Here is a 15941-nt window from a genome sequence, read left to right on the forward strand (position 1 = left end):
GACGTTAGATGAATCTGTTTGAAATAGCAATGTTTAGGATTCTAACAACTAAAAACTAACAACTAGAAACTAAAAGATATGGCAAAGTCAAGTTCAAAAAAACGTAAAGTAATAGTAGATGCTATTGGAGAAGCACATATAACAGCCTCTTTTAACAACATCATTATTTCTTTAACAAATAAGAAGGGCGATGTAATAGCATGGTCATCTGCAGGTAAACAAGGATTTAGAGGTTCTAAAAAGAACACACCTTATGCTGCGCAAATGGCTGCTGAAGATTGTGCTGCTGTTGCTTTAGAAGCTGGTTTACGTAAAGTGAAAGTTTATGTAAAAGGCCCTGGTAATGGTAGAGAGTCTGCTATTAGATCTATTCACAATGCTGGTATTGAGGTTACTGAAATTATTGATGTAACACCAATTCCGCACAATGGATGTCGTCCACCAAAGAGAAGAAGAGTTTAATTAATTTTTAAAAGAGAAAGGAAATTAGATTATCGAAGGATTTAGCCTTAATTCATAATCTCCTTTCATAAATACCTAGAAATGGCAAGATATAGAGGACCAAAAACTAAGATTGCTCGTAAATTTGGCGAAGCAATTTTCGGAGATGATAAATCTTTTGAGAAAAGAAATTATCCTCCGGGACAACACGGAAATAATAGACGCCGTGGAAAAAAATCTGAGTATGCTATGCAGCTTATGGAAAAGCAAAAAGCAAAGTATACGTATGGTATTTTAGAACGTCAATTCAGAAATTTATTCGAAAGAGCTTCACGTAGTAAGGGTATTACAGGTATCATATTATTACAATTATGTGAATCTCGTTTAGATAATGTTGTTTACAGATTCGGAATTTCTCCTTCAAGAAGAGGTGCACGTCAATTGGTTACGCATCGTCACGTTACTGTAAACGGAGAGATTGTAAATATCCCTTCATATCAATTAAAACCTGGTGATGTTGTTGGGGTTAGAGAAAAATCAAAATCTCTAACAGCTATTGAAAGCTCTTTAGCAAACAATAGTAGTGTTTATGAATGGTTGAATTGGAATGGTGAGAAGATGGAAGGAACTTTTGTTAATGTGCCAGAGAGAATTCAAATACCGGAAGCTATTAATGAGCAGTTCATTGTAGAATTGTATTCTAAATAATAAATTAATCATATTGGTATTTAGCCAAAGGGTTTATTTGTATTTCTTCACACTTATAAACCGCGCAACTAAATAACAATTAAAACGAAGAAAAAACAATATGGCAATTTTAAACTTTCAAAAACCAGATAAAGTAATTATGATTGAATCTACCGATTTTGAAGGTAGATTTGAATTCAGACCGTTAGAACCAGGTTATGGTTTAACAGTTGGTAACGCGCTACGTAGAGTATTATTATCTTCCTTAGAAGGATATGCAATTACTTCATTAAGATTAGAAGGTGTTGAGCATGAATTTTCTACTATAAAAGGTGTAGTTGAAGATGTTACTGAAATGGTTTTAAACTTAAAACAGGTTCGTTTTAAGCAACAAATAGATGAGTCAGAAAATGAAACTGTAGCTATTTCAATTAGTGGTCAGGAGCAATTAACTGCAGGAGATTTTCAGAATTTTATTTCAGGTTTTCAGGTATTAAATCCTGAGTTGGTGATCTGTAACATGGAAAAATCTGTAAAATTAGATCTGGAGATCACAATTGAAAAAGGTAGAGGTTTTGTTTTATCAGAAGAGAATAAAAAGTCAAATGCTCCTTTGGGAACAATCTTTACAGATGCTATTTACACACCAATTAAAAATGTAAAGTATGCTGTAGAGAATTATCGTGTAGAACAAAAAACTGACTATGAAAAGTTAGTATTTGATATCATTACTGATGGTTCTATTACACCTAAAGATGCCTTGACAGAAGCAGCAAAAATTTTAATCCATCACTTTATGTTATTCTCTGATGAGAGAATTACGCTTGAAGCGGATGAGATTGCTCAAACAGAGTCTTATGATGAAGAATCATTGCACATGAGACAATTGCTAAAAACAAGATTGATTGATATGGATCTTTCTGTAAGAGCGTTAAACTGTTTAAAAGCTGCTGAAGTTGATACTTTAGGGGATTTGGTATCATTTAACAAAAATGACTTAATGAAGTTCAGGAACTTTGGTAAGAAATCATTAACTGAATTAGATGAGTTAGTGGCTAGCAAAGGATTAACTTTCGGAATGGATTTAGGAAAGTATAAATTAGATAAAGAATAAGTCTTAAGATAGATTGAGATGAGACACGGAAAGAAATTTAATCATTTAGGTAGGAAAACAGCTCATAGAAAGGCAATGTTAGCGAATATGGCTTGTTCATTGATTGAGCATAAGCGTATTAACACAACTGTGGCTAAGGCAAAAGCCTTACGTCAATTTGTTGAGCCTATTATCACCAAGTCTAAAGAAGATACTACACATAATCGTAGAATAGCTTTCAGATATTTACGTAACAAATATGCTGTTACTGAATTATTCAGAGAGGTTGCTACTAAGGTTGCAGATAGACCTGGAGGTTATGTAAGAATTATCAAGTTGGGTAACAGGTTAGGCGATAATGCTGATATGGCGTTAGTTGAACTTGTAGATTATAATGAGACCTATAATCCTAATGGTAAGAAGAAAAAATCTACTCGAAGAAGAAGAAGTGGTAAGAGTAAAGCTACCGTTACTCCTCCTATCGGAACAAAAACTTCTGAAGAGGAAGAATAAATAAAATTGAAATTTTTTTCAATAGCAAAGCCAGATTATAATTTATAGTCTGGCTTTTTTACACACTACCTTTACTTGTAAATATTCGGTAATATACCTTACTAAAAATTTGTGTTCAATTTTTTATTACCTTTATTGTGCATTCTAAAGCTTAAAATAATGAAAATCATCATCATCATTTTACTTCTCTTAACTTATAATGTTGGTGTATCCCAACTTGTTGAAGGAGGGGGATCTTTTGAAAGTTCAAAAGGAACTCCACTAGGAAAGATTAAAGGAAATTTTTCAGGGAACACAGGAACCTTATACTCCGAATCAAAGAAGTTTAGTTATGATGATGTGTATGTTGAAGGGTCCCAGTATTTGTTCAAAGAATGGAAAAATAAAGGTGAGATATATACTGGTAGTAAGAAATATATTATACCGAATATAAATTTTAGTATTGATAAACAGTCTTTCATGTCAAAGATTGAGAATGATTCTGTTTTTGTATATAATAATAGAAACATAGATAAGGTAATTGTTGATGGTCGACTTTTTGAAAAGCTTTATGATAATAAGGAAAGAAAGGATAAAATGTTTGAAATTCTATTTACTGGTAAAGATTTTTCTATAGTTAAAGAGTTTCACATAAAAGTACAAGAAGCTCATCCAAACCCAATGCTAAATAGACGCAATAGAAAGATTATTCAAAAAGATAAGCTTTTAATCTATAGATCGAACGATATTGCTGAGTTAAAACTTCAAAAGAAACAAATTTTAAATCTCTTTTCAAAAGATAAATTGCAACTGATAAAAGATTTTGTGAAAAATAAAAACCTTTCCTATAAAAAAGAAAAAGACTTTATTCAAATACTACATTTCTATGATTCCTTGTAATCATTAAAATTTCGATTTAAGAGTACCTAGTGGATTTATCAAAGTAGGTTAATTTATAATTTAAAATATTAAACTATGAGATTAATTATGTACTTAGTATGCTTTCTTTTATTAAATATTGCTCACACTCAAGCGGATGATGTTACAATCAGAAATTTAAATATTGAGGGTAGTCAATTTGACCGTGGTTTTGTTGGTAATATGTCAGAGTCAGTTAAGGGTGTTAAAGGATCATACCATTTATTTGAAGGATGGAATCATACCGGGATAATTCAAACTTCAGAAGGTAAGGCTTACAGAATTAAAAATGTGAATTTTAATATTAAAAGTAATTTTTTCGAATATAAAAATAAGAATGATTCTATTATTGGTTTTAATTTAAGGGATGCTCATGTTTTAATCAACTCAAGAAAGTTTAAACGCTTTCACTTTAATAGAACGAATGATAGCAAGATATTTGAAATTATTTTTGAAGGAAAACATTGCTTGTTATTAAAAGATTATACTTCTGAACTAAAGATTGTAAAACCTGAAGGGTATAAAGATTTTTCTGAAAATGAATATATTTTAAGAAAAGCCTATTTTTTGGTTAAAAATGGGGAGGTGGTTAGGTTTAAACGGAATAAAAAGTATGTTCTAAATCTTGTGAGCAACGACCTTGAATCTGTTAAGAAATATGTAAAACAGAATAAACTATCTTACAAAAAAGAAGTAGATGTTATACAAATCTTAAAATATTATGATTCCTTATAGTTAGGAACTTGTTATTAAAAAGGATAAACTTCATTTTAGTTTATCCTTTTTTTTATGTTATTTTTGTCAAACTTTACTAAAAATGAAATACCAAGCTCGTAAAAAAGCCATTGTTCTTCTAGCTGATGGAACTATTTTTGAAGGAAAGTCAGTAGGTGTTGAAGGTACTGCTACAGGTGAAATTTGTTTTAATACTGGTATGACCGGATACCAAGAAATTTTTACCGACCCTTCTTATTTTGGTCAAATCATGGTAGCTACTAATGCTCATATAGGTAATTATGGAGTAAATAATGAAGAGGTAGAGTCTGAGGTTATAAAGATATCTGGATTGATAGTCAGAAATTTTAGTTACACACATTCACGCCCTAATGCAAATGGAAGTCTTGAAGAATGGCTTGAAAAGCAAAAGCTTATTGCCGTTTCTGATGTTGATACACGTGCTTTAGTAAGTTATATTAGAGATAATGGAGCTATGAATGCCATTATTTCTACCGAGACAGATAATATAGAAGAGCTAAAAAAGCGATTAAGTAAAGTGCCCGACATGAACGGGCTTGAATTAGCCTCAAAAGTTTCTGCAAAAGAGCCATATTTCTTTGGAGACGAAAATGCTAAGTATAAAATTGCAGCACTCGATATTGGTATTAAAAAAAATATCTTAAGAAATTTAGCAAAGAGAGATGCGTATATTAAAGTATTTCCATATAATGCCACTTTTGAAGAAATGAGCGCATTTCAGCCTCATGGTTATTTTCTATCAAATGGTCCTGGTGACCCAGAACCATTGACGCAAGCTCAGCAAGTGGCTAGAGAAATTATTAGTAAAGATTTACCATTATTCGGTATTTGTTTAGGGCATCAGGTAATTGCATTAGCCAATGGCATTTCTACATACAAAATGCATCATGGTCATCGCGGAATTAATCATCCTGTAAAGAATTTAATTACAGGTAAAGGTGAAATAACGTCTCAAAATCATGGATTTGCTATTAATAGAGAGGAAACCGAAGCGCATCCTGATGTAGAAATTACACATATGCATCTTAATGATAATACGGTAGCTGGAATTAGGCTTAAAAACAAAAAGTGTTTTTCGGTACAGTACCATCCTGAGGCAAGTCCTGGTCCTCATGATGCTGATTATTTATTTGATCAGTTTTTTGATCTAATAAAAAACTGAGAATCATTTTTTCTGCGAAAACGTTATCGCATAAAAACACCTACCTGCTATTTTTAGAGGGTACATTTTCGTAAATTTACGGTATCAGTTAAACCAACAAAAAAACTAAAAATGAGTATTATAGTTAATATACATGCACGTCAAATTTTTGACTCAAGAGGAAATCCAACTGTAGAGGTTGATGTAATTACTGAAAATGGTGTTCTAGGAAGGGCTGCAGTACCTTCAGGAGCCTCGACCGGTGAACACGAAGCAGTTGAGTTGAGAGACGGAGATAGTGCTTATATGGGTAAAGGTGTACTAAGAGCAGTTGATAATGTGAATGGTGCAATAGCTACAGAACTTTTAGGTACTTCAGTTTTTGAGCAGAATATGATTGACCAAATGATGATGGACTTAGATGGTACGCCTAATAAATCAAAATTAGGTGCCAATGCCATTTTAGGTGTATCTCTGGCTTGTGCAAAGGCTGCAGCCAATGAATTGGGAATGCCATTATATCGATATGTAGGTGGTGTTTCGGCAAATACTTTACCAGTACCTATGATGAATATTATCAATGGTGGTTCGCATTCAGATGCTCCTATTGCATTCCAGGAGTTTATGGTTATGCCTGTAAAAGCAAATAATTTTACACATGCTTTGCAGATGGGAACTGAAATCTTCCATAATTTGAAAAAAGTATTGCATGATAGAGGTTTGAGCACTGCTGTTGGCGATGAAGGTGGCTTTGCGCCAACGTTGGATGGTACAGAGGATGCTCTTGAAACCATTGCAAAAGCTGTTGCAAAAGCTGGATATAAACTGGGAGATGAAATAATGATTGCTCTTGATTGTGCAGCTGCTGAGTTTTATGAAAACGGCAAATATGATTATACAAAATTTGAAGGAGATACAGGTGTAGTAAGAACTTCTGAAGAACAGGCACAATATCTAGCTGAACTGTGTGAAAAGTATCCTATTATTTCTGTAGAGGATGGTATGGATGAGAATGATTGGGACGGCTGGAAATCATTAACTGAAAAAGTTGGAGATAAAGTACAACTAGTAGGTGATGATTTATTTGTTACCAATGTTGAGCGTTTATCTAGAGGGATAGATAATGGTATTGCTAATTCTATTCTAATCAAAGTGAACCAAATAGGGACTCTAACAGAGACAATTGCTGCTGTAAATATGGCAAAAGATGCAGGTTATACTTCGGTTATGAGTCATCGCTCAGGAGAAACAGAAGATAATACCATTGCTGATTTAGCAGTAGCATTAAATACAGGCCAGATTAAAACTGGATCAGCATCACGTTCAGACAGAATGGCTAAATACAATCAATTACTTCGTATAGAGGAGGAATTAGGAAATACTGCTTATTACCCGCAAGAAAAAGCTTTTAAAGTATCTTAAGGGTTTTCTTAACCTATTAAAAAGGCAATTACTCAAGTAATTGCCTTTTTTTATGATTTAATAAATCTGCAATATTAGATTTTTAATACCCGCACTTATCACTTTAAAATCCGACTATAAATTTGTAAATTCGCATACTTTCAATTTAAAATTTAATCAAAGATATATGTCTGACAAAGCAACTTTAGAAGTTAATGGCAAAAAATATGAGTTCCCTGTAATAAAAGGATCAGAAGATGAGTTAGCAATTGATATTAAAACGCTTCGTGCTGGTACAGGTGGTGTAATTACAATAGATCCTGGTTATAAAAACACAGGTTCATGTCAAAGTGCCATTACTTTTTTAGATGGTGAAAAAGGTGTTTTGCGTTATCGGGGTTATGCTATTGAAGATTTAGCTGAAAAGGCAGACTTTCTTGAAGTTGCATATGCTTTGATTTTTGGCAACTTACCAAGTCAAGAACAACTTGATAAATTTCATGCAGATATTAAGTCAAAGTCTGTAATAGATGAAGATTTAAAAAAGATATTAGAAAGTTTCCCAAGGTCTGCCCATCCAATGGGAGTGGTGTCATCATTGACTAGTGCGTTGACGGCATTTAACCCGGCGGCGGTTGACGTATCTTCTGATGAAGCTATGTACAATGCTATTGTCAAATTATTAGGTAAGATTCCTATTTTAGTTGCGTGGACTATGCGTAGACGTTTAGGACAACCACTTGGGTATGCAGATAACTCATTAGGGTATGTTGAGAACATTCTAAAGATGATGTTTGAACAACCAAATGAAGAATATGTTCAAAATCCTATTTTAGTAAATGCTTTAGATAAATTACTCATCTTGCATGCTGATCATGAGCAAAACTGTTCTACGTCTACAGTGCGTATTGTAGGCTCTTCTCACGCAGGATTGTTTGCTTCAATTTCAGCGGGCATTTCAGCACTTTGGGGGCCATTACATGGCGGAGCAAACCAAGCTGTATTAGAAATGCTCGAAGCTATTAAAGAAGATGGTGGTGATACAAAAAAATATATGGCCAAAGCTAAAGATAAGGAAGACCCTTTCCGTTTAATGGGCTTTGGACATAGAGTCTATAAGAATTTTGACCCAAGAGCTAGAATCATTAAAAAAGCAGCAGATGAGGTATTAGGTGATTTAGGGGTTGAAGATCCTATTTTAGATATCGCTAAAGGCTTAGAGAAAGAAGCTCTGGAAGATCAATATTTTGTTGATCGTAAGCTATACCCTAACGTAGATTTTTATTCAGGTATAATCTATAGATCAATGGGTATTCCAGTTGAAATGTTTACCGTTATGTTTGCTTTAGGACGTTTACCAGGATGGATAGCACAGTGGCGTGAAATGCGTTTACGAAAGGAGCCAATTGGTCGTCCTCGTCAAATTTATATTGGTGAAAACCATCGTGAGTTTAAAACGATAGAAAACAGATAATAAGAAGTCATATCACAAATGCCATTCTGAACGAAGTGAAGAATCTAAATTAGGATGATCATTTCATTCAAAATGGCATTTTTAATTGAGCTATGTTAGAACTTAATATTCAAAACGAAACATCGAGATTACGTGCAGTTGTTTTAGGTACGGCAGAAAATAATGGACCAACACCAAAGCTTGAAGATGCGTATGATCCAAAATCAAGAGAGCATATTTTAGCAGGCACTTATCCTAAAGAAGAAGACATGATGAAGGAAATGGATGCCGTGGTGGAAGTTTTTAAAAAGTACGATGTTACCGTATTTAGGCCAAATATAATTGAGAACTGCAATCAAATATTTGCTCGAGATATTGCTTTTGTTATTGATGACAAGATCATAAAATCGAATATACTTCCAGATAGAGATCGTGAAATTGAGGCCATAAGGTATCTTTGGAATCTAATTGAAGATAAAAATAGAATCATATTACCAGAGGAATGTCATGTTGAAGGTGGTGATGTAATGCCATGGAACGATTATGTTTTTGTTGGAACCTATTCAGGTCCTGATTATCCTGATTATATCACCGCACGAACTAATTTAGATGCTGTAATTGCACTTCAAGAACTATTCCCAAATAAAACAGTAAAATCTTTTGAACTTAGAAAGTCAAATACAGATGCTAAGAACAATGCCCTGCATTTAGACTGTTGTTTTCAACCTGTAGGTAAAAACAAAGCGATAATTCATAAAAATGGCTTTTTAATTGAGAGTGAATATGAGTGGTTGGTGAATTTATTTGGTAAGGAAAATGTTTTTGAAATAACAAAGGATGAGATGTATCAAATGAATAGCAATATCTTTTCTATCTCAGAAGATGTGGTGATTTCTGAACAAAATTTTACCCGGTTGAATACATGGTTGAGAGAACAGGGCATAACTGTAGAGGAAGTGCCTTATGCTGAAATAGCTAAGCAAGAAGGTTTATTGAGGTGTTCTACTATGCCTTTAATTAGAGATTAATTGTCATTCCTGTGTAGGCAGGAACCTAGTTTTTTGAAAGAAGTTTTTTATATCAGTCTAGATAGAGAAGGCAAGAGGTTCTGTTACTCCCAAAAATCAGACGCTATTTCAATTAAGTTGTTTTCTGGGTCAGCAATCATCGCTGAACGTAATTTCCACGGTTCATTTCTAGGTTCGTAAATTGGTTTGGCTCCAGCTTTAACCATCTTGTGAAAAGTTGAGTCAACATTTTCCTGCTTTCCAACATTTAATGCTAATTCAAAAGTGCCATTTAATCCCTTAGGGTAGGATGGATTTTGCCCTAATATTTCAGGAAGTTTATCTCTTTCAAACATAGAAAACCGAATTCCTTCATGTTTAAATTCGGCATATGGAGGCACACCATTCCAGTTGATATCTAAACCTATTACATCTTTATAAAAGTCAACCATTTTGGTTAGATCATTTACAAACAAACCTATCATATCAAATTTTACCTTCATAATTTTTTGTTTATCTATGTTCTATTCAATAGTAGCTAATATCAAATTTTTTATTGAAAATGTCAATTAAAAAAGTTGATTTAATCTTCAAAATTATGGTAATTTTAGGCACCAATTAACCTTATTATTATGAAACTTTTGAAACCTATATTATACATCATTTTTGGAGCAGTTTTCTTTCAATTTTCGTTAGCGCAAAAGCTTACCAGAACTGAGAAGAAAATACTAAAATCAGTTGAAATAAATAATGCTGAAGCTATTGACTTTTTGAAAAAAGTAGTGAACATTAATAGTGGTACAATGAACCATAAAGGTGTTAAAGAGGTAGGTGATGTTTTTGCGGAAGCCTTTCAAGAAATTGGATTTACCACTAACTGGTATGATATGGGTGAAGTGAATCGTTCAGGGCATTTATTTACGGAAACTTCAGGTAAAAGGGGCAAGAAGTTATTGTTAATTGGTCATCTTGATACTGTGTTTGAAGAAGACAGTCCTTTTCAAGAATTTACAATGGTAAATGATAGTATAGCTCATGCGCCCGGTGGTAATGATATGAAGGGGGGTAATGTTATTATATTATACGCATTAAAAGCATTAGCAGATAATGGTCTTTTAAAAAATGCTCAAATCATTGCTGCTTTTACAGGGGATGAAGAAGCTACTGGAAAACCACTAACAGTAAGCAGGAAGCACTTAATTGATGCCGCTAAACGAAGTGATATAGCCTTAGGTTTTGAAACATCTACAGGTTTCAATTATGCCACAGTTGCAAGACGAGGTTCTTCAGATTGGAAAGTGGAAACTACGGGAGTAAGAGCACATTCTTCTGGTATATTTAATGAGCGTATAGGTGCCGGTGCTATATTCGAAATGGCACGCATTCTTAATGGTTTTTATGAAGAGGTAAGGGGCGAAGAATTTTTAACATTCAATCCGGGTATTATTTTAGGAGGTACACAAATGGATTATCAACAGGCTTTGAGTAAAGGTAATGTGTTTGGTAAGAGTAATGTTGTTTCACAAACTGCAGTTACTTATGGAGGATTAAGATTTATTTCTGAAGAACAAAAGGAACGAGCACGGTCTAAAATGAGAGAAATTGTTCAGAATAATTTACCCAAGACATCCGCAAAGGTAACTTTTATAGATAGTTACCCTGCAATGCAGCCAACCGAAGGAAATAAGAATCTTCTTAAAATATTAAATCAAGTGAGTTTAGATCTTGGGCAAGGACATGTTGAAGTCTATGATCCTAAAAAGAGAGGTGCAGCAGATGTGTCTTTCGTGGCGGAATATGTAGATTGCCTTGATGGATTAGGAACTATGGGTAATGGAGCTCATACTCCTAAGGAAACGGTGAACTTAAATACCATTGACGACCTCACAAAAAGAACGGCATTATTAATTTATAGATTGATAAAGAAGTAAGCTAATGCAGCAGACTACAAATACTATTTTAATGATTCGTCCCGTAAGTTTCAGGATGAATGAGCAAACAGCGGTTAATAATTATTATCAGAAAGTACCTAATAACTTATTACCAAATACTATTAATGAAAAAGCACAACAAGAATTTGATGCCTATGTAGAAAAATTGAGGAATATTGGAGTTCATGTCATCGTAGTTAATGATACATTAGAGTATGACACACCTGATTCTATCTTTCCTAATAACTGGGTGTCATTTCATCAAAATGGAGATGCTGGTATCTATCCTATGTTTGCTGAGAATAGAAGACCAGAACGTAGACAAGAAATATTTGAAGAGATTGAAGGTCAAGGCTATGAAATAGCGCATATTGTAGATTATACTTCTGCAGAGGGTGAAGGTGTATTTTTAGAGGGAACAGGTAGTATGGCATTAGACAGGCAAAATAGACTTGCTTACTGTGCTTTATCACCTAGGGCAGATGAAGACCTATTTATTGAGTTCTGCGAAGATTTTGAGTACACACCAGTTATTTTTACAGCTAATCAAACAGTAGATGGTCGGCGAAAAGCTATCTACCATACCAATGTAATGATGTGTTTAGCAGAAACATTTGCAGTGATCTGTTTAGATAGTATTGATGATAAAAAAGAACGAAAGAATGTTGTGAAACATTTAAAGGATGGAGGCAAAGAGATTATAGTTATTACTGAAGCTCAAGTGAATAATTTTGCGGGTAATATGTTACAGGTAAAAGGATCTAATAATAAACTCTATCTTATTATGAGTCAAGCGGCATATAATAGTTTAACAAACGATCAGATAGCTAAAATAGAAAAGCATTGTGCTATTATGTCTAGCTCATTAGATACTATTGAATACTGTGGTGGTGGAAGTGCCAGATGTATGATGGCTGAAGTATTTTTACCTAAGAATTAAGAACTTGTTTAAGTTTGATCAATAAAAAACCCGAACCATTGGTTCGGGTTTTTTATAAGTAAGATTCAATTCTTATTTTACTTTATCAACTATAGCCTTAAAAGCTTCTGGGTGGTTCATGGCTAAATCTGCCAATACCTTTCTGTTCAATTCAATGTCATTGGCTTTTACCTTGCCCATAAATTGAGAGTATGACATACCATGTTGACGAGCACCAGCATTAATACGCTGAATCCAAAGGCTTCTAAAATTACGTTTGTTATTTTTTCTATCGCGGTAAGCATATTGCATTGCTTTTTCTACCGCATTTTTGGCTACTGTGTATACATTCTTTCTTCTACCAAAGTAACCTTTTGCTTGTTTTAATATTTTTTTTCTGCGAGCTCTTTTAGCTACTGAATTTACCGATCTAGGCATAATTTTTATCTTTTTTGAATCAGGCAGTTCATTTTAATGATGAACATTTTGATGAGCACTAATTCAGGGTTAATAAATTACCAAAATAAGCTGTGCTTATTTTAATGTTAATTGTTTTAAAATGTTCATCTCATCAGACTTATGAACCAAGCCATCATGAGTTAAACGCAGCTTTCTTTTAGTCGACTTCTTCGTTAAGATGTGACTTTTAAAAGCATGCTTTCTCTTGATTTTACCAGTGCCCGTCATTTTAAAACGTTTCTTAGCACTAGATTTTGTTTTCATTTTAGGCATCTTCCTTATCTATTTTAAATCTTACTTATTATTTTTTCTTTTTTGGAGCTATAAACATAGTCATACGCTTACCTTCTAATCTGGGCATTTGCTCAACTTTACCATATTCTTCAAGCTCTTGGGCTAATCTTAATAGCAAGATCTCTCCTTGATCTTTATAAACTATCGATCGCCCTTTAAAGAACACATACGCTTTTAACTTCGCTCCATCAGTTAAAAACTTTATGGCATGTTTCTTTTTAAATTGATAGTCATGGTCATCCGTATTCGGACCAAAACGTATCTCTTTAATCACAACTTTAGTTGTTTTTGCCTTTAAAGCTTTTTCTCTTTTCTTCTGTTCGTATAGAAACTTTTTGTAGTCTATTACCTTACAAACAGGAGGTTTAGCATTAGGAGATATCTCAACAAGATCTAACTCTAATTCATCAGCTATTTTTAACGCTTGTGAAAGTCGATAAATTCCCGTTTCAATATTATCTCCAACTAATCGTATCTCTTGAGCAGTTATTTTTTGATTGATTCGGTGTTGATCTTCTTTGATTATTCTTGCAGGTCTTCTGCCTCCTCTTCTTCGTATTGCTATGGCCTTAAAAAATTTTAAGCTACTTTATGTAGCGGTTAAACTAAAATTGCTGTAATGTACTTTTTATTTCTTTATCTATCAAAGAAGCAAATGCTTCAATTGTAAATGTTCCTAAATCACCTTCTCCATGTTTTCTAACAGAAATCATTCCTTCAGCTTCTTCTTTTTCGCCTAATATAATCATATAAGGAATCTTGGCTACTTCTGCGTCACGTATCTTTCTACCGGTCTTCTCGTTCCTATTGTCAACGAGGGCGCGAATTTCGTTATTTTCCAGCAAATTTAAAACTTTTTGGGTATATTTTTCGTATTTCTCACTGATAGGCAGTAAAATAGCTTGTTCAGGCGTTAACCACAACGGAAAATTACCGCCATTATGCTCTAAAAGTAAAGCTACGAAACGTTCCATTGAACCAAAAGGTGCTCGATGAATCATTACGGGTCTATGTAATTGATTATCTGTGCCTTTATAAGAAAGATCAAAACGCTCGGGTAAATTATAATCTACTTGAATGGTTCCTAATTGCCACTGCCTTCCTAATGCATCTTTCACCATAAAATCTAACTTGGATCCATAAAAAGCGGCTTCCCCTTCTTCAATCACATAATCTAACCCTTTGTCTTCAGCAGCGTTGATAATAGCTTGTTCGGCTTTTTCCCAATTATTAATATCGCCAATATATTTATCAGGATTTTCAGGATCTCTTACCGAAACCTGTGCAGAGAAATTTTCAAACCCTAAAGACTTCAATACATATAACGTAAGATCAATTACATTTTTGAATTCTTCATCCAGTTGACCAGGCATACAAAAGATGTGTGCATCATCTTGTGTAAAACCTCTTACGCGGGTTAAACCATGTAATTCTCCACTTTGTTCATATCTGTACACAGTGCCGAATTCAGCAAAGCGTTTAGGTAAATCTTTATAAGAATAAGGTTTGCTATTATAAATTTCACAGTGGTGAGGGCAGTTCATTGGTTTTAACAAGAACTCTTCATCTTCCTTGGGTGTATGGATGGGTTGAAAGCTATCTTCGCCATATTTGGCATAATGCCCTGAAGTAACATATAATTCTTTTTGACCAATATGAGGTGAAATAACCATTTCATACCCTGCTTTCTTTTGTGCAGCTTTCAAAAAATTCTCCAAACGTTCACGAAGCGCAGCACCTTTTGGTAACCATAGAGGTAAACCCTGTCCTACTTTTTGTGAGAAAGTAAATAATTCTAATTCTTTACCTAATTTTCTATGATCACGTTTTTTAGCTTCTTCTAATAAGGCTAAATATTCCGTAAGTTCCTTCTGTTTTGGAAAGGAAATGCCGTAGATACGTGTTAATTGTTTGTTCTTTTCATCGCCACGCCAATAAGCGCCAGCAACATTCATGATCTTCACAGCTTTTATGATACCTGTACTTGGTATATGACCACCGCGACATAAATCGGTAAAATCAGCATGATCGCAAAAAGTGATATCGCCGTCTTCAAGATTTTCTATAAGTTCTACCTTGAACTCATTATTCCTTTCTTTATAATATTGTAAAGCATCGGCTTTTGAAACCGATCTCATTTTGAACTCAAACTTTTGACGTGCAAATTCAAGCATCTTATCTTCAATTTTTTTGAAGTCATTTTCTGAGACAGACACGTCAGCAAAATCTACATCATAGTAAAATCCGTTTTCTATAGCAGGACCAATAGTTAGTTTAGCATCAGGATAAAGGTCTAATATCGCCTGAGCTAATACATGAGCAGAGGAATGCCAAAAGGCTTTTTTACCTTCATCATCTCGCCATGTGTATAATACTAAATTACCATCTTCGGTTAATTTGGTAGTAGTTTCTACAGTAGTATCATTAAACTTTGCAGAAATAACATTTCTTGCTAAGCCTTCACTAATACTTTTTGCAACATCCATAGGGGTACTATGAGGCGCAAACTCCTTAACCGAACCGTCTGGTAATGTAATACTAATCATTATTCTTTTTAAAATGAGCGGCAAAGATATTTTAAAAGCAAATCATGTACAATATATATAGGTATAATTATTTGAAGTCTTTGAAGAGGGCTTATGATAATTTACCTCCACTATAATGAATGTTTTATTCTCTGTTAATATGGTGGTACATCTGGCATGGCATTTTTATATCTATTTTCAGTTTTTGCATTTGGTAAGTTATTGCATTTTAAACGATTATAAATTGGCTCCATAAAAACACAAAAAACTTTAATAATTATTTGCTCAAATAATAAAATGTGTTGTATATTTGCACCCCGCTTTTGAGAGTAGTATTGCAGGTGTAGTCAAAAGCAAAGTTTCAGTTTGATTTATTGTTTTGAAAAAGATTTTTTTAGATACTCTAAAAAAGTTTGGGTAAGTC

Annotated in this window: 17 protein-coding genes; 12 read left to right on the plus strand and 5 right to left on the minus strand. The window is 33.7% G+C overall.

What is annotated here, in order from left to right; all coding sequences use genetic code 11:
- Nucleotides 1–78: 78 nt before the first annotated feature.
- From rpsK to AC1EU5_RS04065, 10 genes are all read left to right on the plus strand, one after another.
- Complete coding sequence (gene rpsK / locus AC1EU5_RS04020; protein ID WP_480191061.1) at nt 79–462, plus strand: 30S ribosomal protein S11; 384 nt, start codon at nt 79–81, stop codon at nt 460–462.
- 81 nt (nt 463–543) lie between these two features.
- A complete protein-coding gene (gene rpsD, locus AC1EU5_RS04025) occupies nt 544–1149 on the plus strand; it encodes a 30S ribosomal protein S4 (RefSeq protein ID WP_480191062.1) in 606 nt (201 codons plus the stop codon).
- 100 nt (nt 1150–1249) lie between these two features.
- A complete protein-coding gene (locus AC1EU5_RS04030; RefSeq protein WP_480191063.1) occupies nt 1250–2242 on the plus strand; it encodes a DNA-directed RNA polymerase subunit alpha in 993 nt (330 codons plus the stop codon).
- An 18-nt stretch (nt 2243–2260) separates the two neighbouring features.
- Nucleotides 2261–2734: a 50S ribosomal protein L17 gene (rplQ, locus tag AC1EU5_RS04035; RefSeq protein ID WP_480191064.1), complete on the plus strand. Its 474-nt coding sequence runs from the start codon at nt 2261–2263 to the stop codon at nt 2732–2734.
- Between the two features lie 159 nt (nt 2735–2893).
- On the plus strand, nt 2894–3613 hold the full coding sequence (locus tag AC1EU5_RS04040) for a hypothetical protein (RefSeq protein ID WP_480191065.1): 720 nt from the start codon (nt 2894–2896) through the stop codon (nt 3611–3613).
- A gap of 75 nt (nt 3614–3688) precedes the next feature.
- The gene (locus AC1EU5_RS04045; protein ID WP_480191066.1) at nt 3689–4366 is read left to right on the plus strand and encodes a hypothetical protein; all 678 of its coding nucleotides are present in this window, start codon (nt 3689–3691) and stop codon (nt 4364–4366) included.
- Between the two features lie 82 nt (nt 4367–4448).
- On the plus strand, nt 4449–5549 hold the full coding sequence (carA, locus tag AC1EU5_RS04050) for a glutamine-hydrolyzing carbamoyl-phosphate synthase small subunit (protein WP_480191067.1): 1101 nt from the start codon (nt 4449–4451) through the stop codon (nt 5547–5549).
- Nucleotides 5550–5660: 111 nt separating this feature from the next.
- Nucleotides 5661–6950 (plus strand): phosphopyruvate hydratase, encoded by a 1290-nt coding sequence (eno, locus tag AC1EU5_RS04055; protein WP_480191068.1) that lies wholly within the window; start codon nt 5661–5663, stop codon nt 6948–6950.
- Between the two features lie 166 nt (nt 6951–7116).
- A complete protein-coding gene (locus AC1EU5_RS04060) occupies nt 7117–8403 on the plus strand; it encodes a citrate synthase (RefSeq protein WP_480191069.1) in 1287 nt (428 codons plus the stop codon).
- 92 nt (nt 8404–8495) lie between these two features.
- Nucleotides 8496–9410 (plus strand): dimethylarginine dimethylaminohydrolase family protein, encoded by a 915-nt coding sequence (locus AC1EU5_RS04065; RefSeq protein WP_480191070.1) that lies wholly within the window; start codon nt 8496–8498, stop codon nt 9408–9410.
- A gap of 83 nt (nt 9411–9493) precedes the next feature.
- Here AC1EU5_RS04065 and AC1EU5_RS04070 read toward each other — a convergent pair whose 3' ends face one another.
- Nucleotides 9494–9892: a VOC family protein gene (locus AC1EU5_RS04070; RefSeq protein WP_480191071.1), complete on the minus strand. Its 399-nt coding sequence runs from the start codon at nt 9890–9892 to the stop codon at nt 9494–9496.
- 129 nt (nt 9893–10021) lie between these two features.
- Here AC1EU5_RS04070 and AC1EU5_RS04075 point away from each other — a divergent pair, with 129 nt between their 5' ends.
- Nucleotides 10022–11320 carry a M20/M25/M40 family metallo-hydrolase gene (locus AC1EU5_RS04075; RefSeq protein WP_480191072.1) on the plus strand — a complete coding sequence of 433 codons (1299 nt, stop codon included), beginning with the start codon at nt 10022–10024 and terminating at the stop codon, nt 11318–11320.
- Between the two features lie 4 nt (nt 11321–11324).
- Nucleotides 11325–12260 (plus strand): citrulline utilization hydrolase CtlX, encoded by a 936-nt coding sequence (ctlX, locus tag AC1EU5_RS04080; RefSeq protein ID WP_480191073.1) that lies wholly within the window; start codon nt 11325–11327, stop codon nt 12258–12260.
- A gap of 72 nt (nt 12261–12332) precedes the next feature.
- Here the strand turns inward: ctlX and rplT are convergent, their stop codons facing one another.
- The 4 genes from rplT to thrS form a co-directional block, all read right to left on the minus strand.
- The gene (gene rplT, locus AC1EU5_RS04085) at nt 12333–12677 is read right to left on the minus strand and encodes a 50S ribosomal protein L20 (protein WP_480191074.1); all 345 of its coding nucleotides are present in this window, start codon (nt 12675–12677) and stop codon (nt 12333–12335) included.
- Between the two features lie 96 nt (nt 12678–12773).
- A complete protein-coding gene (rpmI, locus tag AC1EU5_RS04090) occupies nt 12774–12971 on the minus strand; it encodes a 50S ribosomal protein L35 (RefSeq protein WP_480191075.1) in 198 nt (65 codons plus the stop codon).
- A gap of 28 nt (nt 12972–12999) precedes the next feature.
- Nucleotides 13000–13515 carry a translation initiation factor IF-3 gene (gene infC, locus AC1EU5_RS04095; protein ID WP_480191089.1) on the minus strand — a complete coding sequence of 172 codons (516 nt, stop codon included), beginning with the start codon at nt 13513–13515 and terminating at the stop codon, nt 13000–13002.
- Between the two features lie 82 nt (nt 13516–13597).
- Nucleotides 13598–15538: a threonine--tRNA ligase gene (gene thrS / locus AC1EU5_RS04100; protein ID WP_480191076.1), complete on the minus strand. Its 1941-nt coding sequence runs from the start codon at nt 15536–15538 to the stop codon at nt 13598–13600.
- Nucleotides 15539–15941 lie beyond the last annotated feature (403 nt).

This window comes from Maritimimonas sp. 2405UD52-3 (genome assembly GCF_056591715.1).

Excerpts from the sequence above, each read along its gene's own strand:
- rpmI (WP_480191075.1), bottom strand. The coding sequence starts at position 12,971 with ATGCCTAAAATGAAAACAAAATCTAGTGCTAAGAAACGTTTTAAAATG.
- rplQ (WP_480191064.1), top strand. The coding sequence starts at position 2,261 with ATGAGACACGGAAAGAAATTTAATCATTTAGGTAGGAAAACAGCTCAT.
- rpsK (WP_480191061.1), top strand. The coding sequence starts at position 79 with ATGGCAAAGTCAAGTTCAAAAAAACGTAAAGTAATAGTAGATGCTATT.
- AC1EU5_RS04030 (WP_480191063.1), top strand. The coding sequence starts at position 1,250 with ATGGCAATTTTAAACTTTCAAAAACCAGATAAAGTAATTATGATTGAA.
- eno (WP_480191068.1), top strand. The coding sequence starts at position 5,661 with ATGAGTATTATAGTTAATATACATGCACGTCAAATTTTTGACTCAAGA.
- rplT (WP_480191074.1), bottom strand. The coding sequence starts at position 12,677 with ATGCCTAGATCGGTAAATTCAGTAGCTAAAAGAGCTCGCAGAAAAAAA.
- AC1EU5_RS04070 (WP_480191071.1), bottom strand. The coding sequence starts at position 9,892 with ATGAAGGTAAAATTTGATATGATAGGTTTGTTTGTAAATGATCTAACC.
- rpsD (WP_480191062.1), top strand. The coding sequence starts at position 544 with ATGGCAAGATATAGAGGACCAAAAACTAAGATTGCTCGTAAATTTGGC.
- AC1EU5_RS04065 (WP_480191070.1), top strand. The coding sequence starts at position 8,496 with ATGTTAGAACTTAATATTCAAAACGAAACATCGAGATTACGTGCAGTT.
- AC1EU5_RS04075 (WP_480191072.1), top strand. The coding sequence starts at position 10,022 with ATGAAACTTTTGAAACCTATATTATACATCATTTTTGGAGCAGTTTTC.
- AC1EU5_RS04045 (WP_480191066.1), top strand. The coding sequence starts at position 3,689 with ATGAGATTAATTATGTACTTAGTATGCTTTCTTTTATTAAATATTGCT.
- carA (WP_480191067.1), top strand. The coding sequence starts at position 4,449 with ATGAAATACCAAGCTCGTAAAAAAGCCATTGTTCTTCTAGCTGATGGA.
- AC1EU5_RS04060 (WP_480191069.1), top strand. The coding sequence starts at position 7,117 with ATGTCTGACAAAGCAACTTTAGAAGTTAATGGCAAAAAATATGAGTTC.
- thrS (WP_480191076.1), bottom strand. The coding sequence starts at position 15,538 with ATGATTAGTATTACATTACCAGACGGTTCGGTTAAGGAGTTTGCGCCT.
- AC1EU5_RS04040 (WP_480191065.1), top strand. The coding sequence starts at position 2,894 with ATGAAAATCATCATCATCATTTTACTTCTCTTAACTTATAATGTTGGT.
- ctlX (WP_480191073.1), top strand. The coding sequence starts at position 11,325 with ATGCAGCAGACTACAAATACTATTTTAATGATTCGTCCCGTAAGTTTC.